A 23,707-nucleotide genomic window follows, 5' to 3' on the forward strand; every position below is an offset into this window, starting at 1 on the left:
CTGAGGGATTAAATTTGCCGCTAACCGTGTTAAAAAATTCTCATTTAGAACAACTAAATATCAAATTTTCTGCCGCGCCTGTATGGATGTCGGTGCCTCAGCGATAGCAGGGCGCGGGAGCGGTGTTATCGCCGAAATTCACTCACCTCATGATTGGCTACTTTATTGTGCCGTTGGCATTAAACTAGTGCACATTTAAGGAATTTCGTTATATCATGAGAGGTTAAGATACAAATTCAAAGGTAGAAAAGTGGTGAAAAAGAGCCCGGCTGTGCTGTTTTTTTTAGCTTGTTGTGTGTGGGTACATGCTGCGATTGCGGTGTCTGAAGGGTATCAGATACCCAAAGAAGAGATCGCCCAACTCGTTGATGTGCCGCCAATGCCTGAAGTCTTGCTTAATGAGCAACATGTCTGGATGGCGTTATTGACAAAATCACCCGCGTCAGAGCAAAACACCGAAACAGGTGTGCGTTATGGTGATTTGCATTTCAACCCGACCACATTTATGCGTCTGGGCATCGCAACCTACTCTGGGCTTAGCTTCAAGCATGTCGCAACAGGCGCTGAGGTGCAAGTCGACAATCTGCCTGCGGGTGAAATATATGCGCCGCGTTGGAGTGCTGATGGTCGCTACCTGGCTTTTATCTTGTTATCTAAGCAGGACGGCCGTCTTTGGATTTATGATATTGAACAACGTGAGCTGAGTGCTTTATCACGCTATCCGCTCAACGGAGTCACCAGTGAGATACCTTACCACTGGCTACCAGACAGTTCCGCATTGGTGATTAACAGCGCCATCAATCACACAGGTGAGCAGCAGCAACCAGTGCAACAATCGCCACTGGTAGGACCCGTGGTAGCGCAATCGCATGGGGCACTGAGTCCGCTTAAGCAAACCAGTCAAACGCTCTCTACTGAAGCCTTTGCCCAATATGCGCAGGGTCAGTTAATCAAAGTTCCTTTGCAAGGCCGCCCCACAGCCATTGGCGGACCCGCCTATTTCCACCACTTTGAACCGTCGCCAGACGCCACCAATTTAATCGTTGCGATGGCGATACTGGAAGCGCCACAACAGCCACAAACTTTGCAACGTTCGCTGGCCAGTCACCCCAGTGTCTGGCAAGTCTGGGGAATGACAGGGTTTGCATTGTATGAGCTTTACCGGCCTGTGTTACCGAGCGAATCAGCGATGGAGCACAGCGAAGAAAATACGGTCCTGGCGGCTATCTCCGCGCCACCTTCTCCACCTGTGCGCAGTCATTTTCAGTGGCGTGCAGATAAAGGTGCTACTGTGATTTGGGCACAAGAAGAAGATGCACAGAATGAGTACGGTCTGTACCATATTTCTTCGCCCTTTAAACGAGCGCCGCGTTTGTTTATGGCATTGCAGGAGCGCTTTGTTCGTATGGACTGGGGCGACTCAAACATTGCTTTACTGACCCAGGCGGAAAACGCGCGTTTCTTAACAACGTCGGTGATTAACCCGCTCGCGCCACAGCGCAACCCTCTGGAAGTGGCCAGGTATCGTGTGACGGAAGCGACCTCCGAACAGTGGTTGACTGCGCGTAATGATTTGGGCGTTCAGGTACTTAAAGTGGTGGGAAGTCGATATCTATTTATTCGTGGTGTAGAAAAGGTAAAAGAGCAGGATTTGCCGTTCCTGGACAGGTTTGATGCCAGAACGAACACCCGTACCCGGATATGGCAATCTCAGGCACCGTATTTTGAAGAGTTTATCGCACTGTTGGATGAAGAGGGGATGCGCTTTATCACTCGTCGTCAATCGAAACAGGAGCAACCTAACTATTTTGTCCATGATAGGACATTCAGCTCGCTGGAACAGATCACTCATTTCAGACATCCATATCCGGCATTACGTGGCCTGTCTCAGGAGGTCCTGAATTTTGATCGCGGTGATGGGACGCAAATATCCGGCACGCTCTATCTACCAGCTAATTACGATCCCAGTCTTGGTCGGGTACCTGTGCTGATGTGGGTAAAAGCACCCAGTCAGGTAAAACATACATTTAACTCCCCGCACTATTTTGTGCCCGTGGATCACCTCGGTGCTTTGCCCCATTTAGCTCAGGGGTATGCGGTATTTGAAATTGAGGCCTTTACCTTACCGGGCGAGCCCGGCAGTGCTGCACAATTACGAGCACAGTGGCAGTCGACTGCAGAGGCCGCTGTCGCGGTATTAGCGCAGCAAGGTATAGCAGATGTCAGCAAAGTGGCCATTGGGGGTCATGGCGCTGCTGCTACCGTGGTGCTTGATCTGTTGGCCAACACTCAGCTGTTTGTCACAGGGATAGCACGCAGCGGTACTTATAATTATACGCTAGCGCCATTCGCCTTTGAGAAGCAAACTGGCACTTTGTGGCAGGACCCACAGGCTTATCTGATGAGCTCACCTTTGGCGGCGGCTGATAAAATCTCTGCGTCTGTGTTGTTGATCCATGGTTATCAGGACCGCCAGCCGGGTCACTTTGCGGTTCAAAGTGAGCGCATGTTCAGTGCTCTGAATGATCTAGGCAAGCGGGCACGTCTGGTGTTGCTACCTGAGAGTAATCACGATTACGCAAATCGTCAGGATGTGTTGCATATGCTCTGGGAGCAGCAGAGCTGGCTACAACGCCATTTTGACCCACTACCTGTGATTGAAGAAATCAATCAGGTCCCGGAAGAATTAAGATTCAAGCTTGAGCCAGAGCCTCAAACGCCCTGGCCGATGTAATGTTAAGTGTGATCATTCTTTAGAGGAAAGGGAGCTGCCTAGTGACGCGGCAATCACCATAAAGATTGCAAGCCACTGCCAGCCACTGAGCAGCTCGCCTAAGATCACTAAGCCAGCCAGTGCGGCAATGGCTGGCTCCATACTCATCATGATACTAAAGCCCTGCGCCGGCATTTTCTTCAATGCCACCATTTCCAGGCTGTAGGGCAGTGCGCTGGACAACAGCCCTATGGCGATACCCAGCGGGATCAATGACCAGTCGAGCAATGCGCTGCCTTGTGATATCACACCAACCGGGACAACGGCGAAAGCGGCGACGCTCATTCCAATGGCAACCGTTGCGCCTCCTGAGCCGTGACCCCCGCTTTTTTTACCAAATAAGATGTACCCCGCCCAACAGGCACCTGCGGTAAGAGCCAGTAAAACCCCGATGGGATCCAGCCCATCGACCTCTCCCATATTAGGCAGCAACAGCAAAATGCCAGCAAGTGCGAGCGCGACCCAGAGGTAATCACGCTTACGTCGTGAGGAAAATAGCGCGACGGCCAGTGGCCCGGTGAATTCCAATGCAACGCCAATGCCCAGCGGAATGCGTTCAATTGCATAATAAAATGTCAGATTCATGATGCCCAGACTCAGGCCATACAAGATCACAGGTCGCCAGTTTTTAGGTAAATGTCGCCAGGGGCGGAAAACTAGGCACAAAATAAGAGCCGAAAAGCCCAACCGGTAGGCCGTTGTGCCCTCAGGACCAACATGAGGAAACAGCTGTTTGGCGATTGAAGCACCGGACTGAATGGTGACCATGGCAAGCAACAAGCACGCGATGGCATATAGAAAGCTCTTGTTTAAAACATGCATCGAGAAGTCTCGCAAAAAATGAAGGTCGCTAGTCTACTTATCAAAATAGTGCTGCTCAATAGTTTTGTATACATTATTCTATAAAGTTCGGTAATACCGAGAGATTCGCCATTTCTCTTTAACTTATATTATCAAGTTGCAGCGTTTTTATTTCATTGAGTGGTTTAATTTAACCTGGAGAAACACTGCGTTCTCCAATCTGGATATTAACTGTGTTGTGCTTTCGTTATATAATCATATTCGTATATAGGAGAGCAGTTCAGTGAAAAGTATTTTTGTGACAGGTGCAAACCCGGATTTGGTGCTAATGCTTGTGTCTTTACTTAACCATCACAGGCGGGACATCAAGGTTTCAGCCATTTTGCAAACAGAGCAGAGTATCAGCCCTATGGCAAAGGAGGCCCTCGGGGCTTTTGGTTTGTTGAGTAGCACAGAGTGTGTGTCTTGCGGTGCAAAACCTGAAGAGTGTGAGTTAACTATCCACATTACAGACGGTATGGGATCAACACACGAAAATGGCCTAGTAGAACAGGCTCTGAACTGGCAAGTTACGTTAGATGAGTCTGTGGAGCCCTATAACCCTTATCGCAAATGCCTGTATGAGCTCAATGAGAAAGTACGCAATTTACTTACCCAGTCTCAGCAAGTAAGCCCAGTTACATCCATGACTTTTTACAAGGCAATGAGCGACGAGCTGCGTCTGAAAACGCTGTTACTGATTTTACTTGAACAAGAGCTGTGCGTATGTGAGCTCATGGTTGCATTGGATGAACCCAGCCAGCCTAAAGTCTCCCGACACCTTGCACAGCTGAGAAAGGCGGGCATACTAACGGTGCGTAAGCAGAGCCAGTGGGTCTACTATGCGCTGAATGTGGCATTACCTGATTGGATGCTGAAGGTGCTGCAACGAACTTTGTTTGGCGAGCCAGAATGTATTGCTCAGGAGCTGACCCGACTTGCAAAAATGGGAGACAGGCCAGCCCGACAGCAAAGTTGTTGTAGCTAGCGGGTACTTAGCCAATGTTAAGGTAAGTGAGCCAGTCTTGTTCATGCCTGAGCATCATTGCATGTTTCTTCGACCCTAAATGTGCACGTTTGTCGTACTCGTTGAGAAATGGTCCGGCGCGACACATCCCACAATGATCCTGGTTGAGGTAAGCTGGTTGGTAGAGCGATGCGCTCAGGTCTGCGTGAGGCTTTGCTGACCAGTAGTAGGTGATGCCACTGGTCTCTTTAACATGTTTGTCTCTGTCAACATTTCTTATGCGATAACCCGGAAAAGCATGAATGTCGAAGTTAGATTGACCGAGATATTGGTAGTCAGTGCCGCGGCATAAAGAGTCTTCCAGATTCCATTCACAATAAGGCTTAACGTCTTTTGAAGTGATCAGAGCCAGCATAGGACCAGCCGGGTTAAGCGCATAACGATGGCTAAAATCAACAAAATGACGCAATAAACGGCGGTTGAGGGTGTTTGTCGATAGCTTTTGGTCATCAAACGCCTGCTTACTGGTAAAGGCGGGGATCAAGGGGAACTGAAAGATCACCGCATCAAACAGCGCCCCATCCAGACGTTGCCAGCTTTCCGGTTTGGTCACGTCAAACCCTGTTAATACTGGTACACTGTCCTGACGCAGGGCGTCTAATGCATGATGTTGGTACTTTGCTCTCAGAGTTGCTTCATCGTCATAGATACTGGCGCAAATATGGCCGGGTTTTAGCTGTTTGCTAAGGGATAATGAAAAGCTCAGATCGCCATCGCCGACGGTAAGAACGCGCCAATTCGCATCTATCAACATAATTACTACCAGGGGAAAATCACAAAAGCGCGATAATAGCAGAAGAGCGGCGCAGGAGAAACCTGAGCAACCTTTGGGAGATTAACAAACAAAATTCCCCCTAAGGTTGCTCGAATTAATATCAGTGAGTTACTTCATCCAGTAGTCTCAGTACATCGCGACTGGCTTGTTCCATACGGTTCAGCTCAGCGATGGCTTTTTGCTTTTCTCCCGCAACAAACAGGGTCATGGCTTCAACACCGGCCCTGTGGACCTCTTTGTGAGGGCCATCAATGCGGTTGATTATCCCGGATTTATTGAGTACTTTATTTCCTTCACCACTGAGCCACTTACCGAGACGGCAGCTGGTATGATCCGCAAATTCATTGATTTGCTTGTTACTGTTGCCAGCAATCACGCCGTAGACTTCCCCTTTCCACACCACATGGTCCAGCTTTGCTGTCTGCACAAAGGTTTGCAAAGACGCTGAGACGATGGTTTGTTTCATTGAACCACAGCAACTCACAATATTACCGTATTCGTCATTGAGGTGCGCAATACTTGACGATAAGTCGTTGTTTGAGCTTTGGATCACGTTCACACCATCAACGGTTAATTGGGTTGTATCAATAATTTTTTTAACTAGGTCAGACACTTCATTGGCTGACTCGTTAGTATTGTTTGCCAGTGCACGCACTTCGTCGGCAACAACGCTGAAGCCCCGACCTGCTTCTCCAGCACGTGCGGCTTCAATCGCGGCATTAAGAGCCAGGAGGTTGGTCTGATCGGATATTTTTGAGATTGTAGTAACAAAGGTATTGATGTTATCCGCCATTTGGGAAAGGCCAGAAATGTTGTCTGTCATGCTGGCCATGTTGGTTGACAGGCTGGACATGCCCGACAGGATTTTTGCCAAAGAGGACTCCGATGTTTCGAACGAAGCACTTACCTGAGAAATGGAGCTACTTTCTTCTTCAATCTGATGCAGGCTTCGCAAGACGGCGTCTCGTACTTCATGGATCTGTCCCAATCCGGACAGCGCACATTGCAAAAGCTGGTTGTCTGTGTTGTCGTTTAACTGTTTCTGAGCCTCGACAAGCTCGTTCTGTATCGCCTGCTTTTCCGCCTCCAGTTGCTCATAGGCCTGACGTTGAGCGGCCAGCTCAGCTTTTAATTGCTGTATTTCCGACTGATGGCTGGCATTGGCAAAAAGATTTTTTAACACTGGGGGTTCCTTCGACTATCAAAACTGCCAGCAGCATAGCAGCAGAGACACTAAAGTGCTAGATTAATGTAAATAAACAATGATCTACATAAAGGAGAAGTAAAGAGGTAGGAGTTTTCTACTGGTTAATTAAGCGTAGTGAATCAGTGTTAAGTTATCAGGAGATTATGGCTTTCTGATCTTAGTACGAATGCTTTTTCCGGCTTTATTTTCGTACATGCTCAAATCAGCTTGATGAAGCAGTGCATCCGGATCCTGGGTGGGATCTGCGGCCGCTTTTCCGATACTGACACCAACGCCATATTCGAACACCTCTTCAAGCAGCATGGCTCTGAGTGTTTCTTCCTGCAGGTTAGCCTCATTCGTGAAAGCGACAAATTCGTCTCCACCAATACGAAAACATGCGTCGGCGGTAAACTGCCTGGACATGGCCTGTGCCACTTTTTTGAGTATCTCATCGCCGGTGTGGTGCCCATGGCAGTCGTTAGCCAGCTTAAAGTTATCCAGATCAAAGTAATACAGGTAGCTGCTGTTTTCACACAGTGGCTCGAATCGTTCAAAGCAGGCTCGACGATTGCCAAGCCCGGTTAACTCGTCATGGGTTGCGTCAAACTTAAGTTGCTGCTCCAGTTCATGACGTCTGGCTATTTCTTTATTCAGTGCCAAAATGGTCTCTTTTTTCTGCTGAATTATGGTATGCAGGCCATAACAAACTAGCATAAAACCCAAGTGTTTTAGCGAGGTGTCAAAAGTATTGACGGGTATGAATTCAATGGCCATCAGGTCGTCAAAAAGGTCCAGAATAAGCCCAACGCAATATGTTATCCAGGCATATAACAGTAACTGGTATTTTAAGTGAGGCAGGCTCAATACAAGGACTGTTAGTGCCACCGCTAACCAGATTAATTCTTCGATGGTTCCCGCGTATTGAGCTGGGTTTTGTAACAGGATTACAATTGCGCACGCCGTTGTCAGCCAGATAAGTGTGAGTAATAGTTTTTGACGCATACGTGACCCTCAGTAATCTGTTTAGTTATAGCAGGTTTTACTCGGGCTGTGGCTCACTGTTTTCATCCGGCCAGTTCGACGGCCTGCGCAATCATAAATAAATGACTCACAAAAACAACAGAAGTAAGTGTAAAGCGCATTTTCTTATAATCCTGATGGGTCTCTTGCCACTTTGGTGCCATCCGTTCAAACAACAGTACGAGCCAGTAAGAGACTGCCAGATAACTTAGTAAAACCACCTGTGAAGCAAGGGCCAGCAAAGGGAAAGGCACAATAGCCAGGATAGCTATCACGGCCTGCTGCTGTGATTGCTCTCCCGGGCGCCACAGACTGCCAGCCAAAAACGCCAATACACCCAGACTGTAGTAACTAAAAGTATCAATGGCTACAGTTGAACTACCAACCATCAGGGTTAATGCGACGCAGAGTAAAAATGGGATAAAGCCAACATAGGCCAGCATAATATGGTTGAAGTATGGATGCATTCAGTTCTCTTAAAAGTTTGTTCTGACTCATGTTTTAATTATATCTGATATACGCATAAACTTTGCCAAAGTTTCATCAGTTTTTTGGATTGGAGCAATCAAAACAATCTATTTAAATAAAGTCACATTCCCCTCTATCTTAGTAATCACACAACGACAACAAGGCGGCATCAGCGTCACACTTGTTATCCTTTAACTTGACAACTAAGAGAGAAACAACATGACTACCTCTTTGATTAACACTCAAATTCAACCTTTTAATGCAACAGCTTTTCATCACGGCGAGTTCGTTGATGTCAGTGAAAAAGATTTACTTGGTAAATGGTCTATTGTCTTTTTCTATCCAGCAGACTTCACCTTTGTGTGTCCAACCGAGCTAGGCGACCTTGCTGATCATTACGCACAATTGCAAGAAATGGGCGTGGAAGTGTATTCGGTCTCTACAGACACCCATTTTACCCATAAAGCCTGGCATGATGCGTCTGAAACCATTAAGAAAATTCAATTCCCAATGATAGGTGACCCGACGGGCAAAATTACCCGCAATTTCGGCGTAATGATTGAAGAAGAGGGGCTGGCTTTGCGTGGTACCTTCGTAATCAATCCTGAAGGTGAAATTAAGGTGGTTGAAACCCACGATCTGGGTATTGGTCGCAGTGCAAAAGAGCTTGTTCGTAAAGTTCAGGCGGCGCAATACATAGCGTCTCACGATGGCGAGGTATGTCCTGCGTCTTGGCAGCCAGGTGAAGAAACACTGGCACCGTCTTTAGACCTGGTCGGTAAGCTTTAAAGCCCCTTTACGCCAATATGAGGGAAAAGTCTGTTGCGGCCGAGGCGCATGTTTTTACCTGGTTGGTGACAAGACTTCTTCCCGCAAAACTGGCGATAGCGTTAAGCAAATTACGCGGGTTCGGGCTAGTTCAGCCCGAATCGGTAAATCTCGGCAAAACCCGCCCCTAAAAGGGTCAACCTAACTGGTGTAATGGCAGAAATATTGAGGAAGTACAGAATGTTAGATAATCAGATAAAAAGTCAGTTGCAAACCCATTTCGCTGCACTGGTAGATCCCATAGAGCTCCTTTTGGGGTTGGACGACAGCGCAAAGTCAGCAGAGGTGGCGTCGCTGGCACAAGAACTCGCATCACTGAGTGAGCTAATTACCGTTCGCACATCAGAGAATAGCCAGCGTACTCCCAGTTTAACTGTGTATTCCCCTGTACGTAATACTCAGGTTGAGTTTGCCGGCGTACCCATGGGGCATGAATTTACCAGTGTAATACTGGCTTTGCTTCATAGCGGCGGACATCAGGCGAAAGTGTCTGAACAAACGCTTGCTGTGATCCAGTCTATGCAAGACGAACTAAATTTTGAAATCTACATATCTTTGAGCTGCCAAACCTGTCCTCAGGTTGTACAGGCCCTGAACCTGATGGCGGCGCACAATGCCAAAATCAAAGCAACCATGATAGATGGCGCACTGTTTCCTGAAGAAGTTGAACAACGTAACATTCTGGCTGTACCGAGCGTTTATCTCAATGGCCAATTATTCAGCCAGGGCGCAATTACCCTGCCCGAAATACTGGCCAAACTGGACAGTACGCATAGCGAGCAACAGGCTGCCGAGCTGGCGCAAAAATCTGAGTTTGATGTTTTGGTTGTAGGCGGCGGCCCTGCCGGTGCAGCTGCTGCCATTTACGCGGCTCGAAAAGGTCTTAATACTGGCATCGTGGCCGAACGCTTTGGCGGTCAGGTTGCAGATACTTTGAGCATTGAAAACTTTATCTCCGTGCCGGCTACGGAGGGTCCTAAATTAGTTGCTCAGTTGGAAGAACACGTCAACGAGTATCAGGTGGATGTGATTAAGCACCAGCGAGCGAGTGGACTCAATCAAGGTAATAAGCTTGAGCTGACTTTGGAGAGCGGTGCGACCTTGAAAGCAAAATCACTCGTTATTGCTACTGGCGCAAGATGGCGGACCATGAATGTGCCGGGAGAGCAAGAATATAAAGGCAGAGGCGTAGCGTATTGTCCGCACTGTGATGGCCCTTTGTTTAAAGGCAAACCTGTTGCCGTAATAGGTGGAGGAAATTCCGGCATTGAGGCTGCCATTGATCTGGCTAATCTGGTTGAACACGTCACGGTGCTGGAGTTTGCCGATTCGCTAAAAGCAGATGAAGTGCTGATCAAAAAGGCGCGCAGCTTAAAAAACGTCACTATCATCACTGATGCCCAAACAACCGAAGTGTTGGGAGATGGTAATAAGGTAACAGGCTTGACCTATGTGGACAGGCTAAGTAATCAAAGTCACCAACTTGAGCTGGCCGGTATTTTTGTACAAATTGGGTTGATCCCTAATACGGAATGGCTGGAGGGAAGCGGGATTGCGTTGACACCCTTTGGCGAAATTGCCATTGATGCTAAAGGTGCAACCAGCATAGCAGGAGTGTTCGCCGCAGGAGATGTGACAACCGAGCCATACAAGCAAATTATCATTGCCATGGGCGGCGGTGCTACAGCCAGTCTTGGGGCTTTTGATTACCTTATAAGACATCAGTCAGATATGGCTGAGCAGGCAGCCTAACCTAAAACAACGAACATAGAGCGAGTTACACCCAAGCCTGTACTCATCTGAGTACAGTAAAGCCACAACCGGATTTTCACTGGTTGTGGCTTTTTTAACTCTGAGCTTTACAATCCTATGGTTCGACTATACTTGCGAGTGTACTTCGATGTGCTGACGAAAAGTCACTTTGATTATTGCGCTTCACAGGTTGTACAGTATGCAGTGAAAGTGAGCCCAGTACCCGAAGAACAAGGTGATATAGCATATTAATGGCTATATCAGTCTTCGCACGTAAACAAGGCTGCAACAATGAAAACCTCTATCGCGTCTGGTGCCCCGCGAAATACCTTAGGTCTGGTTTTTTGCTCGTCACTGTTGATTGCACTGGCTGGATGTGGGGTTGACTCCCCCAGTGTAACGACAACTAATACACCCCCAACTCAATCTGATCCGCCTCAATCTGATCCTCCACAATCTGATGCTCCAGCATCAAAGGGATACACAGTCACACTGAGCACAGCTCAACCGATATCTGCCTACGAACTGAAACTGAACTTTAGTGTTACTCCGAATGACGGGTCGATGACCATGAGCAACAGCTTTATTGTCTCCGACGGTACTTTGGTTGCGCTTGGACCTGTATCCACTGACCAAGGAAAGGCGCTGCACTTTGGCGCGCTCACTTATGGGAATACCAGTGGCTTTACCGGCTCTGCCGAGGTTTTGAAATTTGAAGTTGATCCGGATGCTGGTGCGCTTGATGTGAGCAGCAGTAAAACCCTCTGTATGAATCGACAAGCGCAGCAAGTGAGCTGCAGCATTTCGGTTAGTGAACAGTGAGGGCGCAATGATGAAAAACTTATTTTTTATAGCGCTACTTGGTTTACTGAGTATGCCGATTCTCGCAACTGAAGGTTCTACGGCAGGTGCGAACTATGACAAGTCATTGTCTCGACCTCAGGCTGCCCAACAGGCCGCGGCTGTGGGGATGACGCCTATTACCTTTAGTGAATTCCCAACAGGTACTGCGATCACTGATCAGTATGCCGACAGAGGGATCATATTTGGCGGTGACGCGCCGTTTATTACCACTGACAGTGCGAACCCAACGAGTCCTGTATTATCGGGAACACCTCAGTATAACGGCGCCATTGAAGGGCGTTTTGTGGATCCCCTAACGGGTGAGCCGACGACGGTAAATAGTTTTTCGCTGGACGCGGGGTATTTTGATAACCTGAGTTCAACGCGGTTACAGTGGTTTAACCCCGAAGGTCAATTGATCCGGGAAGTCCTGGACTCACAATTTGGTATTGAGCACTTTGCAATTCGAGATGAAAACATTGCCTCGTTTCGGATTGAAATTATTGCTCAGGAAGATGCCGGGTATGCCATCGACAACGTTGCATTCAACCTTATTGAAGCCGCATTTGATCACACATTTAATCTGGATAAAGTGATCCTCTCTCCGGGCGCTTTAACAGCGAATCAATTTTCTATTTATTTCAAAGATCTGGAAGCGCTCAACGACGCGACACTGGACGATGTCTGTAATTATCAGTTTCATGCGCAAGACAATAACTTAAAAGTCACGGCTGCGAACTGTAATGTTAATACTGATAAAAAGACCTTCAGAATAGACTTTTCTTTGGCTGAAGCACCCTACAATCTCAGCAGTGCTCAGGTCTCGGTATGCAAATCGGAGGAATGTAAAACCATAGAGGATGTGAATAACCTCAATGTGTATACCACCGCATTCAATGTCTCAACGGATGGCTTTTCCTTCCAAAACGGGGATTGGAATAAGTTCATGTTAACTGAGGTAAAGGACGTATCACTTTCTTCTTTCTTATGCTGGAAGTTCGATCGTTGCACACCGGATCAATTATCTTATCTGGGTTTTATGCGTAAAGTAGCCCGCTCATTTTCAAGCTTTCTGGCACCGGCGAATAAACGCAAAGCCTATGATGTCATTGGTTATTATCGGCTCAAAGATTATACACAAGGCTTTGACAGACTAGACCGGCGTTTTCTGGGCGTATGCCATGGCATGGCTGCGTCGGCTATTGCGAATTATAACAATGCCAGTGAGAGCGTCGCCTGGGGAGCCAACATTGATGCCACGCTGACACGGGCACAGCTGATTTCTACCTTCCAGAACCATTGGGATAACCGTAATACGGAATCACCCAAGCCTTATGTGAAGGCCGTTGGCAGTTATGATGCTAAGTCGGATGCCGCAGATGCATTTCATGGCTTGTCCAAAATTGGCTTTTACTTTTTATCACAGTCGGCCTTTAAAGGTGACGCATGGATAGGCTCTCACCCGAGAACCATATTCCCGGGTATCTCGGCAATGAATGCGTTTTATTCGCCCCATTTTATGGAAAATAAAATCGCCAGTTTGCGCTTTACCATCAATCGTCCAAAAAGGGGCGGCGGGCATTCTATTCTGGCAGCCGGGTTGATCCAGTATAACGATGTGTCTTTGTATATCACTCATGACAATAACTTCCCGGGTGAATATACCATGATGGAGTTCACTGACTCTTTGACTCTGAAGCACTTTATATTCTCCGGTGCGCCAGGTGATGGCACTGAACCCTATGACCAACATGGGGACTTTAAGTTAACAAACTACTACAACGCATCGAGTTATGCTCAGTTTGGTGCCTATACAGACCTGACGGATCAACTTCGTATATATGGTCAGCCTGGTGCCAGTGAACGGTCTCAGGATACCCTAAATGAAGAGGAAGATACGCCAGTCAGTGTGGTTGAATTGGAGCACCCACAACACATTACCGTTCTGATCGCGGGTGGCAAATTGGTGGGGGTAAATCGCCAGAGCGACCAAAGTGCGGTGTTGCTATCGCCAATTCTTGATGAGCCAGATACGGCGCAGGCGTATTTGAAAAACTCAGAGCTGGTGACTGAGTTTATTTTGCCTTTGTCTGATACTTACAGCATTGAAGTTGAAAAGTACCCTCAATATCCGGAAGTAGAAGTCTATGTGACCATTCCTCAGACCAATGGCAAAGTTTTGGTGCTGAATTATGAAGATGTGGTCGCGCAGAGTAATGAGGATAGCGCGACCGTATTACTGACCGTAGGGCAACAAAACACGGATGCAAACATCAATGTCAATGGTGTTGCGCAGGCGCCAACTTATGCCCAGGAGAGCAGCTTTGTGGTGGCACAGGTGTCGTCGCTTAAAGCAATTGTAAATGGCGCTGTGGTCTCGCTGAGCTGGCAAAATCCGCAAGGTGGTAACCTCAAAGAAGTCGTTGTCACCAGAACCGTGGGCAGCCTGCCGACCTCTATCACCGATGGCAGTACGATTTTTACCGGGCTGGCATCTGAGTTTGTCGATAGTGCATCGGCAAACACCCAGTATTACTACAATGTGTACTCAGTGGCTGAGGATTCTACCTCTGAGCCAAACAGCATCTACGTAGACACACACCAGGCCACCTTGCATGGCCAGGTACATGATGGCAATGAAATGGGGATTGCCGGCGTTGAGGTTGTACTTACTAATGGGGTTGGCTTAAGCCAGATAGAAATTGCACGTCAGTTGACTGATGACAAAGGGGTATTCAGCTTTGCGAATTTGGCTAAGGGCTTATATAAATTGAGTTACAGTCATGCCTCTTATCAGTTCGAAACCTCTGACGAGGCGGTGAACCTGACAGATGCAAGCCAGGAAGTAAAACAGCTTGGGGTTGCAGTGCCGGTCTTACTGCTCAATGTCGAAAATGCCATAGGTACGGAGCAGCAGGTCAGCATCAATTGGTCGGGCCTTCATATTGCAGATTCTGACACTGTAGATATTGCTTATCAGGTTGAAGGAACGACGACCGAAATTGCGACGGGTATAGAGTTTTCACAAGGCCGTTATCTGTGGGATGTGTCTGCGCCGGGTGATACATCTGTGACTGTAGTGGTGATGCTCAGCAAGGATAAAACCATACTCAGTGAGCAGCAGGTTTTTGTTTTAAAAGAAGTTAGCCCATATGATTTTAGTGGGGACAGTGAGTTGTCGGCTGATGATGTATCAGCGATAGTGAGCGGTTGGTCTGCCACCTCTGGGGACACGCAATTTGAACAACGATTTGACCTGAATGAGGATGGAGAAATAGACCTCAGAGATATCATGCAGGTCGTCGCTGCCCTTAATCAGAAGTAAATACACAAATACAGGCCGGGCATTTGCGCCCGGCCTGAACCTGCTTAGATTTATTGTTACAATTGCAAGGCTGCATTTGTCGACAATATGTTGCAAGATGTTGGGTTAAACTCACTCACTGTTTTGTACACGGTTTATGTCCGATATTTATTTTGCAGACTACCGATTTGATTTGACCCGCATGGCACTGTATCAAACAGAATATCGTGTGCCGCTCAAGCCTAAACAAGCCTTATTACTCCATTTACTTCTGACCCATCATAAAGAGATAGTCAGCAAAACGCAGATCCTGGATGAAGTCTGGGGCGAGACTGTGGTATCTGAACAGGTCATCTTTCAGACCATTAGTCAGCTCAGAAGCATACTGGGTGACGATGCAATACACACCTACGCTCGCCTGGGGTATCAATGGCAGTGGCCCGTTACAGAGAGTCCTGTCACAGAAAAGCCTGTTACTGATGTTACTGAGACACCCATTGAAGCCGACTTTGCTGGCAGATGCAGAGTGCTTCCCTTGTGGGTAACGGCAGTGTTGCTTGTTTGCTTGTCTGTTTATGTCGCAGCGAGTCTGTATGACAGCATTAGTCCGTCTGTGGAAACACAAGTCACCATTTTGCACAAGGGTGACTTAGAAGCCGGCACTTTGTCATTTTCTGACATTGCTGCGCAGGCTATTGATATGTCTGGACTAAAGCCAGTCTGGCAAGAACCGGGTGAAGTAAGCTTAGAGCAAGCATTTGAAACACCTGAGCTGTTATGGTCAAAGGGCCAGAAAAACTGGCAGATGTGGGGCAAGCTTTATCCAGAATCAAGCGGTGTTTTTATACATTATGGCATCGCCAGGCCAGGCAGAGTCTGGGAAGGCTATGTTTATGCACTGGATGAGAGTGAGTTAGCAGCAAGCCTGACCCGACGTCTGACTGCTCTGAAATCGCTGGGACTGTTTGCAGACAATCATGCCACGACACATGAGTTGGCTGTACTCTCTATGAGCCGACAGGCACCGGATGACCCTGAGCTTATTCTTGCTGCTGGCCTTTTTTATATTGAGCAGGGACAATTTGATTTGGCGATCACCTATCTGGATCGTCTGATTGAGCAGTTCGATGGCCATCAGCACAAGCCCTATGTAGCAATGGCTCACTGGCATAAGGGAAAGGTTTATAAAATGCGTAGCCAACATGTGCTGGCTACGGCAAGTTTACGGGATATGTCAGCGGTGCTGCATGAAACTCAGCTTGAGCCGCTAAAGCACCGCTATGTGACGACACAGGCCTGGCTTAGCTATGAGCTGGGTAACTGGTCATTGATGAACCAGGTATTGGATCAGGCATTAACAGAGATCATGACAGATGGTGTTGATGGCTTGCGTCGATTTGAGCTGCACATATTGTATTCCATATTGGCTAAGAAAACCGGACAGGTAGAAAAACAGTACCATCATCTTAATCTGGCTCAGTCCGTTCTGACAGCACATGAACTGGACAGGAGCAATCAGGCAATCGTGCTCTACCATTTTGCCATATTTAGTGGCAACGACAGCGATGCTGAGCCTTATCTGAAGCAGGTTGTGGCGCTACCTCGTACGGGCAAAAACTATTGGGTTCAGGATGAGGCGATGGCACTGTTAGTGGAGTATGCACTGGCGCAGGGTGATTACGAAGCAGCACATGCCTTGATCCAGCCAGAGTCACAGAATCCCAGGGCATTGCTATTAAAGGCTCAGATTCATGCCGCACAGGCGCAAGAGGCGCATATGATGACGGTGCTGAAACGTGCATTTACACTGGCTCAGCAGCGTTTTGATGGCCAAAGTGCACAGACAGCCGCGCTAAGGCTCTACCGCGCTAGTTCCAGCACTCAGGAAGAGAAACTGTATTATCTGGCGTATCTGAAAGCGAATACCGGGGCTGACTGGCTGCGCCACCAGCAAATCTCAGAACGAGAGCTGGCGGCTTTATAATTGCCTAAATGTGGCACTGTTCGATACGTCTATTTAAGAATTCGAATTACTGCTCCAAGCTGGCTAAGGGATTAAACTGTAACCAGTCAACCATAAACCAGGTTTGCGTGCCAGCCTGCACTTCTATTGGTGCATCGGAGGCTATCAGTTTTGCTGGTACTTTGACTATCTCCAATGTATCGGGCGTCATACCTGTGACCCGGGCAACCAGGTGGTGTCCCTGCCAAATCTCGATTTGGCTTCCCTCATCGGCTCTGAGTCGCATCTGCAGTTCGACGTCTTGTTGTGTGTGGCTTTTAAACTGGTAACTGCTCCATGCCGGTAGTAAAGGCTTGTCACCGGTAGGGTAGTGATGGGGGTTATCATTGAATGCCAGGCTTTGTTGGTTTTTCTCTTTATGGTCAATCAGGTAAACGTGCTCTTGCGTCACATAATGTTCGGCCTCAATGCGCTGTCCAGGCTCAAAGGTGGTATGATGTCCGGTTTCTACCTGCACACTGAAAGGCCCCTGGCCAGGGCTTGTCGTCGCTGCAACCCTGTAGCTTGCTTGTCCTGCTCCGGGCAGCTGATCTGTAAACTGACCCAGACTCAGGTCTTTGGCTACCTGTGTTTGTTTTCGACTGAGCTGGCCATTCGGGTCGACGTAACTTCGGAACACTGAGTACCGGGTAGATTGATCAGCAAGTTCCTGCCAGCTAATAGTGACCTGATTGTTTTGATTGCGAACAGCGCGCACGCCTGCCGGGGCGGGTGGAAGCTGCCTGAGTTGTTGGTGTGCAAGTCGTTGTTGGCGCTGTGCATCAGCAAGCTTCCTGGCAAACACGTCATTGAATGGTCTCTCACTTCCTTCGGCTGGTTGTTCAAGCACTAAACGAAATCCCTCAATACTGCCATAAAAATCAGCCGCAATGGTGTCTGCATTGAAGACGCCACGCGTTTGCCAGTGCCAGCCTTCACCCGCAACATCATAGTGTGTGCATTGTTTTGGGTTTTTGTTATCCCAGCGCTGGCAGCTTTGCAGTAGCTCTTTTACATTGCCCATCATATCGTGCAGGCCCAGTGGGTTGGGGCGATACATGCCTACGACCGTGTGATAAACCGCACCATCGTTACAGTTTGCACTGCTCCGGTAACGGTGTTGATGATCAATCTGCATCCCAGCCAGGTTTGCGAGATCTTCGGTATTCTCATACTTACAGATCTGTGTTTGCTGCCAGTCCTCACCAAATGGAGAGCGGCTTGTGGTCCGTGCAGAGGCGGCCACTCGCCATTCCTTTAGAGTGGGCAACCGATAGGGTTTGCCGGTTTGTTCAGACAACCACTGTGCATACGCCATCGCACCAGGTATACCTATGCAAACAACAGGGCGGTGGGGGTTGTGAGTCAATTCAGGGTTATCCCAGTTACCCGGAGAATCAGGATCTGGCCAGCGTGTTGAGGTAAAGAGCATGCACTTTTTTGGCACCTGATAATCAGTTGCTTCAACAAAACGGGAAAATTCCGCAACCGTGACCTCATATTTGCCCATCTGCAGGTTTATCTGCTGCTCTTTATTAACAACAGGAACGAGGGCTGGTTCAATCGGTGTAACCTGTGCTGAGGCTGAAACGGTGCTCAGTAACAGAGCGTGAATTGGTAAAGTCATAGGATCTCCTCTCAGTGTTTACACAGACACTAACGGTGAACATGATGAGAGTCCTATTTTATTTCTGATAGTGAGCCAATGAGAAGTTGAATAGAGTATATAAGTATAAACATCATAATGTTAGTTAATAATGATGCGGCGAAAAAACGTCGCCGCAAAGTATTTTTTCTGGGCCTTTTTTGCTCACTACGCGTTGCATGTGGAGTTAAAAAGGCGGACAGAAAGAATACACTGGCGCAATCAATTAGCCCCAGATAATACAATCCGGACGATTGTCTTTGAAAGTCCAGCAGGCATTGATTGAATTACAAAAGTTGGTATTGGGGCAGTTTGGAAATCCAGTTGCCACTGCGCCGCCGACCTGAGGGGTTTGCTGCGCTGATAAAGTTCTGTTTTGAGACAGTGACTTAATCTTTTTTTTGTTTAACGAGAGTTTCATTTTCATTTCCTTTGTCGTGTTAGGAAGCGCATTGAACGCTTCATCGTGGATCCCTGCAACGCAACGAAGGTGCCGCAGGGAGTAAACCTATTGTTCCTTCATGTCTGCTTCATGCCAGGAGAACTGCCCGGAGAAAGTGGTGCAGTTCATCGTTGCCTGCTCAGCATTGGCAAGATAAAGCTGGTTGGTATCAGACTGAGGATAGGTAAAATACTCGCTGCATTGTGCGCTCTGACCCGGGCCAATGACCACCTTAGTACCCGCTTTGAGCGTACAACGCACCAGCATGTCCAGTGGCGAGTATTTGGGGCAAATATTGAATTCAGCGCGATACAGAGAAATCGGGCCGGCTGGCTTTTCCAGTGCCCACCACTTGCCCAGTTTTGATCCTTCGTAGGTGCTGTTCCAGGCACGCCAAATGACCAGCTCCTGAACAACCTGATAGTTTTGCGCATCACACAGCCCACCCTGGCCGCTATCCAGAATGATGCCCGGCGGAACAGTTTGATCAGCAAGTAATTGCAAACCGGGATGTTCAAGTTGTGGCATCTCGCAACTGGGGACCACATTATTTGAGTGTGATTGCGGTGTATAAGTCTGGCTACAGCCACCGAGTAACAGCGCTGATATTATCGTTGCCCGAGCAATTGAAAACATGTTAATTGACTTTGCGTTTAAATTTACCTTCTGGTAACTATATTGCCTTTTGCATAGGAATAAAAGAGGGGGTGTACTAAATTTGTCATAATTTGGTATTGGTTTTTGAGTGTGGTAGCAATCTGTATTTTCTTTTTGAGTCCAGAAGCTCACGAGTTTAGAAAATTTCAATTTAATCGGCTTGTGGAGTTAGGGTTTAAACACTAGGTTTACTTTTTTAACAAAAAAGGAACTTGCTATGTCTCGCTTAATATTCATTTTACTGGGGCTGAGTGTTAGCCTGAGTTGTTTGGCCAATATTCTGCCCGCTACCCATCATGCGTTGGTTTATGAAGGCCGCATTCATAAAAACTATCAAGATGGCAGTGTAGAATTTAACTGGCCAGGCACGGCCATTCATACTCAGCTGGTGGGTAAATCCCTGGCAGTCAACTTAGTGGGTCACGGCGAGCAGTTCGACATTCTGGTTGACGGCAAGTTACATAAAAAAATAGCTACGGCGCAAACGGGAGAGGCACAAAGCTTTGTGTTGTTTGAGCAGTCACAGCCAAAACGCGTGCACATTGAAGTGGTCAAGCGCTGGGAGCATTATGAGGCGCGCAGTAAACTCCTTAATTTTGAGGTGGATGGCCGGCTCGAAGGTACCTGGGAAGTACAACCACATATTCTTTTTATAGGCGACTCGATCAGTGCCGGCTTTGGCAGCGAATCAACCAAAAGGCAGTGCACCTGGCAGGAGATCAACGATACCAGCAACGCCCGACTGGCTTTCCCTTATCTGGCTGCCCAGCAATTAAATAGCTCCTTTACCCAGGTTTCGTATTCCGGTTTAGGCTTAATCCGTAACTGGAATGGCAACCAGTCTCACCACACGCTGGTCGATTATGTAGATAAAATATCTGCGGTGTTTGGCGATGAATTGCCCTATCAGGAAAAGTACCCCGAGTTAATTGTGCTTGAGTTTGGCACCAATGATTTTAGTACCGATCCTCAACCCCATGAGCCATGGCAAACCATCGAAGAGGTAAAAGCTGCGTGGGAAGAAGCCATGGTCGAGTTTGTTCACTCTTTGCGCAGTCGTTATCCGGAAGTGGCCATAGTGGTTATGCCCCGACCCGCTTACCCCTACGATTTTATCATCCCCGCGACGAACACAGCATTGAAACAGTTGGCCAGCCAAGGGGTTGAGCATGTGTATGCCAATACCTTTGTTTCTCCTCTGGAAGGCTGTATCTGGCACCCCACGGCACAGGAACATAAGGATATCGCATCCGGATTGGTCGAATTTATCAAACAACACGATCTGCTCTGATTGCCAGATGCTCTGACGATAAAGTCGTTTTTCTTCAATCCTGTTGTGATGCTGGTAGGTAATCTGACTGCCATGGAAGACACAACAGGAAAAGACCATGAAAAGAGCCAACTATTTACAATGTGCCCCTAAACTGATGCAACACCTGTTTGTTCAGGAACAATTACTGAATGAGGAAGTAACGCGTCACTTGGATACAAAACTGTGGGAGCTGGTTAAACTCAGAGCGTCTCAGCTAAACCAGTGCGGCTACTGTATTGCCATGCATAGCCGCCAGGCGATGGAGCAGGGAGAATGCGCCAAACGGATCATCGCACTAAACGCCTGGCGAGATATGTCGGGCTTTACGACGCAGGAGCGGCTGGCACTCACTTTATGCGAGCAATTGACAAACCTCCAACCCATTGAGGATACTCTGTATGCACAATTGTCAGACGTGTTCAGTGATGATGCCCTGGTTACTCTGACGGTTGCCATCAATGCTATTAATGCCTGGAACCGAGTTGTCAAAATGTTTAAACCTGACCCAGATGAACAGTGAGCTAATTTTACAGCGCCATCAACCGGATGGCGAAACAGGGCGATACGTGCAGGCCGTGTGGTTTGCACGTGCTACGCAGGCGGGTACTCGCTGGTTACCCTGCGATGGTGCTCAGGGCGTTTTATTTTTGCTCAAAGGTGAGTTGACACTGGATGAGCATAAAATATCTGCGCCTTTTCATATTCAGGCCCCTTCAAAACAATCTGCAGAACTCAGTTACAGCGCCGGAGCCGAATTTGCTGGGATCCGCTTATTCCCAGCGAGATTCAAGGCACTTCAGGAAGCGGTTCATCCAGTGTTATCGGCATCCGGATTATGTGCGCTGGCTGAGCAGCTCAAACAAGCGCCGGCACTGTATACTCTGCAGCAGTGGCTGGACACTTTTGCTGCCTCAGCGCCGAACTTGAGTTGTGACCTGCAATACACTTATCAGCTGATTAATCAGCTGATGCAATTAAATCCGCTTGAAGACGCTTATCGTGCTGTACCCCTTTGTATGCGCCAGCTTGAGCGTCAGGTAAAAGAACAGTCAGAGCTGACTCCCAAATATCTTGCTCGTATTTATCGGATCCGCAATGCGCAGCAAAAACTCAGAGATAACCCTATGACAAATCTGGCACAATTAGCATTGGCTTGCGGGTTTTCTGATCAGGCGCACCTTACCCGGGAGTTTAAGGACATTCTGCGCATCACCCCGGGTAAATATGCCCGCCAATTATTTGTGTAGATAGCGATTTTTTTATTGCCAGCAACGCCGATTGGGCGTATATATCGCGCTCGAATTCCGTTTAACCGTCAGGTGTGTAATTGGACCTTATATGGGTTTTTTTGCTCATAATAATGAGCGCTATGTTTGCTTTATGCGAAATATCTCTGGCTGCTGCGCGTAAAGTAAAACTACAAAGCCGGCTGGATCTGGGCGATCTCCGCGCCAAAAAAGTGATGTATTTACAGGCCAACGCACACCAGTTTTTTGCGGCTGTTCAGGTGGTACTGAATGCCCTGGCCATTGTTGCCGGTATGATTGGCGAGTCGGTATTTACGCCCTACATCTATCAGGCATCGCAAGTCATTTTGGGTCTGCTTGTTGCTGATGTGGCGCAATACCATACGGTTTTGTTGCAGGTTTCAACGGTGCTGTCTTTTTTGCTGATCACGGCCATGTTTGTGTTGTTTGCCGATCTACTGCCTAAGCGGGTTGCCATGGTGATCCCCGAATCTATTGCAATGCGCTTTATCAGCCTGATGCTGGCAAGCGTTTGGCTGTTTAAACCTGTGATTTGGCTATTTAACCTGATGGCGGATGTGATTATTCGCGCATTTAAATTGCCCAATCAGCGCGATGAACTGATCACCCGGGATGACTTGTTTGCGGTGGTTGATCAAAGTGCCGAGCAGGGAGAGTTGGGGGCGCATGAGCACAATATTATCGGCAATGTACTGGACCTGGACCAGACCAGTATTACTCAGGCGATGATCAATCGTGATGCCGTCGAATGGCTCAATATCCATGACGATGAAAAAGTGCTGGCCAGGCAAGTGCAAAACCGCAGCTTTCAGCAGTACTTATTGTGTGATGGCAGCTTAGATCAGGTGATTGCCGCTGTAGAGGCTAAGCAGTTATTAGGTAACCTGTTAGCAGGACGGCCACTGTTGGATGCGCAACAGGAGGAGTTCTTACGGCCGGTTATCTTGCTCGATACCTTAAGCTTGTCAGACGCCCTTAATGCGCTCAAGGCTCATCCATGCAATACCGCGGTGGTGATCAACGAGTTTGCGACTGTGGTGGGTATGGTGACATTGTCCAGCATACTCAACTTTATTGCGCTCAAAGACAGCGAAGCGATAGAAGCCCAGTTTCGACAAAAAGATGCGTCACGCTGGCTGGTGCAAGGTGACATGTCGATGAAAGATTTCCAGCTGTCGGTGGTTGAGCATGAGTTTATGCCCGTTGACGCAATAGAGACGCTGGCGGGGTATCTGATCCATCATTGCCGACATTTTCCGCATCAGGGCGAAACAATAGAAATTGAGGGCTTTACCTTTAAAGTGACAGAGATACAGGGCCTGGCCATCAAGCAGATTGAAGTGAGCCGTAGCTAAACCTGCCATGATTGGCATCCGCGATTGGCACCCGCGATTGGCACCTTCAAGTCAACTGTACGCCGAAACGTGGAAAGGTAGCGTAGTGCATTGTGTTTCAAATCAGTGTTTCAAATCAAAGTGCCAGACAGTATTTCAGTCGGGCACTTTCACTCACTTTACAAGCCTGCATCTGTCTTCTAGAGTTTTGAATAACCGTTAATTTTA

19 protein-coding genes are annotated in these 23,707 nt (G+C 48.0%); 11 read left to right on the forward strand and 8 right to left on the reverse strand.

Annotated features, from left to right (window positions below; translation table 11 throughout):
• Positions 1-271: 271 nt before the first annotated feature.
• Positions 272-2,734: a S9 family peptidase gene (locus tag CWB99_RS13785; RefSeq protein ID WP_138551670.1), complete on the forward strand. Its 2,463-nt coding sequence runs from the start codon at positions 272-274 to the stop codon at positions 2,732-2,734.
• Between the two features lie 12 nt (positions 2,735-2,746).
• Here the strand turns inward: CWB99_RS13785 and CWB99_RS13790 are convergent, their stop codons facing one another.
• On the reverse strand, positions 2,747-3,595 hold the full coding sequence (locus CWB99_RS13790) for an EamA family transporter (RefSeq protein WP_138551671.1): 849 nt from the start codon (positions 3,593-3,595) through the stop codon (positions 2,747-2,749).
• Positions 3,596-3,857: 262 nt separating this feature from the next.
• On the opposite strand from CWB99_RS13790, the gene CWB99_RS24590 reads away from it, so the two are divergent.
• Complete coding sequence (locus CWB99_RS24590; protein ID WP_249331900.1) at positions 3,858-4,601, forward strand: metalloregulator ArsR/SmtB family transcription factor; 744 nt, start codon at positions 3,858-3,860, stop codon at positions 4,599-4,601.
• 7 nt (positions 4,602-4,608) lie between these two features.
• Here the strand turns inward: CWB99_RS24590 and CWB99_RS13800 are convergent, their stop codons facing one another.
• The 4 genes from CWB99_RS13800 to CWB99_RS13815 all read right to left on the reverse strand — a co-directional run bounded on the left by CWB99_RS13800 (position 4,609) and on the right by CWB99_RS13815 (position 8,091).
• Complete coding sequence (locus CWB99_RS13800) at positions 4,609-5,394, reverse strand: class I SAM-dependent methyltransferase (RefSeq protein ID WP_138551672.1); 786 nt, start codon at positions 5,392-5,394, stop codon at positions 4,609-4,611.
• Positions 5,395-5,515: 121 nt separating this feature from the next.
• The gene (locus tag CWB99_RS24815) at positions 5,516-6,598 is read right to left on the reverse strand and encodes a methyl-accepting chemotaxis protein (protein WP_138551673.1); all 1,083 of its coding nucleotides are present in this window, start codon (positions 6,596-6,598) and stop codon (positions 5,516-5,518) included.
• A 165-nt stretch (positions 6,599-6,763) separates the two neighbouring features.
• Positions 6,764-7,606, reverse strand: coding sequence for a GGDEF domain-containing protein (locus tag CWB99_RS13810; RefSeq protein WP_138551674.1), 843 nt, complete (start codon positions 7,604-7,606; stop codon positions 6,764-6,766).
• A gap of 62 nt (positions 7,607-7,668) precedes the next feature.
• Positions 7,669-8,091 carry a DUF3429 family protein gene (locus tag CWB99_RS13815; protein WP_138551675.1) on the reverse strand — a complete coding sequence of 141 codons (423 nt, stop codon included), beginning with the start codon at positions 8,089-8,091 and terminating at the stop codon, positions 7,669-7,671.
• Positions 8,092-8,311: 220 nt separating this feature from the next.
• On the opposite strand from CWB99_RS13815, the gene ahpC reads away from it, so the two are divergent.
• From ahpC to CWB99_RS13840, 5 genes are all read left to right on the forward strand, one after another.
• Positions 8,312-8,881 (forward strand): alkyl hydroperoxide reductase subunit C, encoded by a 570-nt coding sequence (gene ahpC, locus CWB99_RS13820; protein WP_010380696.1) that lies wholly within the window; start codon positions 8,312-8,314, stop codon positions 8,879-8,881.
• A 219-nt stretch (positions 8,882-9,100) separates the two neighbouring features.
• Complete coding sequence (ahpF, locus tag CWB99_RS13825; RefSeq protein ID WP_138551676.1) at positions 9,101-10,672, forward strand: alkyl hydroperoxide reductase subunit F; 1,572 nt, start codon at positions 9,101-9,103, stop codon at positions 10,670-10,672.
• A gap of 291 nt (positions 10,673-10,963) precedes the next feature.
• Positions 10,964-11,494 (forward strand): hypothetical protein, encoded by a 531-nt coding sequence (locus tag CWB99_RS13830; RefSeq protein ID WP_138551677.1) that lies wholly within the window; start codon positions 10,964-10,966, stop codon positions 11,492-11,494.
• 7 nt (positions 11,495-11,501) lie between these two features.
• Positions 11,502-14,840 carry a carboxypeptidase-like regulatory domain-containing protein gene (locus CWB99_RS13835; protein ID WP_138551678.1) on the forward strand — a complete coding sequence of 1,113 codons (3,339 nt, stop codon included), beginning with the start codon at positions 11,502-11,504 and terminating at the stop codon, positions 14,838-14,840.
• Between the two features lie 136 nt (positions 14,841-14,976).
• Positions 14,977-16,803, forward strand: a complete 1,827-nt coding sequence (locus tag CWB99_RS13840; RefSeq protein ID WP_138551679.1) for a winged helix-turn-helix domain-containing protein — start codon at positions 14,977-14,979, stop codon at positions 16,801-16,803.
• Between the two features lie 46 nt (positions 16,804-16,849).
• On the opposite strand, the gene CWB99_RS13845 is transcribed toward CWB99_RS13840, so the two are convergent.
• The 3 genes from CWB99_RS13845 to CWB99_RS13855 all read right to left on the reverse strand — a co-directional run bounded on the left by CWB99_RS13845 (position 16,850) and on the right by CWB99_RS13855 (position 19,544).
• On the reverse strand, positions 16,850-18,448 hold the full coding sequence (locus CWB99_RS13845) for a formylglycine-generating enzyme family protein (RefSeq protein WP_138551680.1): 1,599 nt from the start codon (positions 18,446-18,448) through the stop codon (positions 16,850-16,852).
• A 244-nt stretch (positions 18,449-18,692) separates the two neighbouring features.
• A complete protein-coding gene (locus tag CWB99_RS13850; protein WP_138551681.1) occupies positions 18,693-18,887 on the reverse strand; it encodes a hypothetical protein in 195 nt (64 codons plus the stop codon).
• Between the two features lie 87 nt (positions 18,888-18,974).
• Positions 18,975-19,544, reverse strand: a complete 570-nt coding sequence (locus tag CWB99_RS13855) for a hypothetical protein (protein ID WP_138551682.1) — start codon at positions 19,542-19,544, stop codon at positions 18,975-18,977.
• Positions 19,545-19,782: 238 nt separating this feature from the next.
• On the opposite strand from CWB99_RS13855, the gene CWB99_RS13860 reads away from it, so the two are divergent.
• The 4 genes from CWB99_RS13860 (at position 19,783) to CWB99_RS13875 (ending at position 23,500) form a co-directional block, all read left to right on the forward strand.
• The gene (locus tag CWB99_RS13860) at positions 19,783-20,856 is read left to right on the forward strand and encodes an SGNH/GDSL hydrolase family protein (protein WP_138551683.1); all 1,074 of its coding nucleotides are present in this window, start codon (positions 19,783-19,785) and stop codon (positions 20,854-20,856) included.
• Between the two features lie 97 nt (positions 20,857-20,953).
• Positions 20,954-21,397, forward strand: a complete 444-nt coding sequence (locus tag CWB99_RS13865; protein WP_138551684.1) for a carboxymuconolactone decarboxylase family protein — start codon at positions 20,954-20,956, stop codon at positions 21,395-21,397.
• A complete protein-coding gene (locus CWB99_RS13870) occupies positions 21,360-22,124 on the forward strand; it encodes an AraC family transcriptional regulator (RefSeq protein WP_171045341.1) in 765 nt (254 codons plus the stop codon). The genes CWB99_RS13865 and CWB99_RS13870 overlap by 38 nt, the downstream gene beginning before the upstream one ends.
• A 101-nt stretch (positions 22,125-22,225) precedes the next feature.
• Positions 22,226-23,500, forward strand: a complete 1,275-nt coding sequence (locus tag CWB99_RS13875; protein ID WP_283235365.1) for a hemolysin family protein — start codon at positions 22,226-22,228, stop codon at positions 23,498-23,500.
• Positions 23,501-23,707: the final 207 nt, after the last annotated feature.

The organism is Pseudoalteromonas rubra (assembly GCF_005887095.1).
In the GTDB taxonomy this organism is placed as follows: domain Bacteria; phylum Pseudomonadota; class Gammaproteobacteria; order Enterobacterales; family Alteromonadaceae; genus Pseudoalteromonas; species Pseudoalteromonas rubra_E.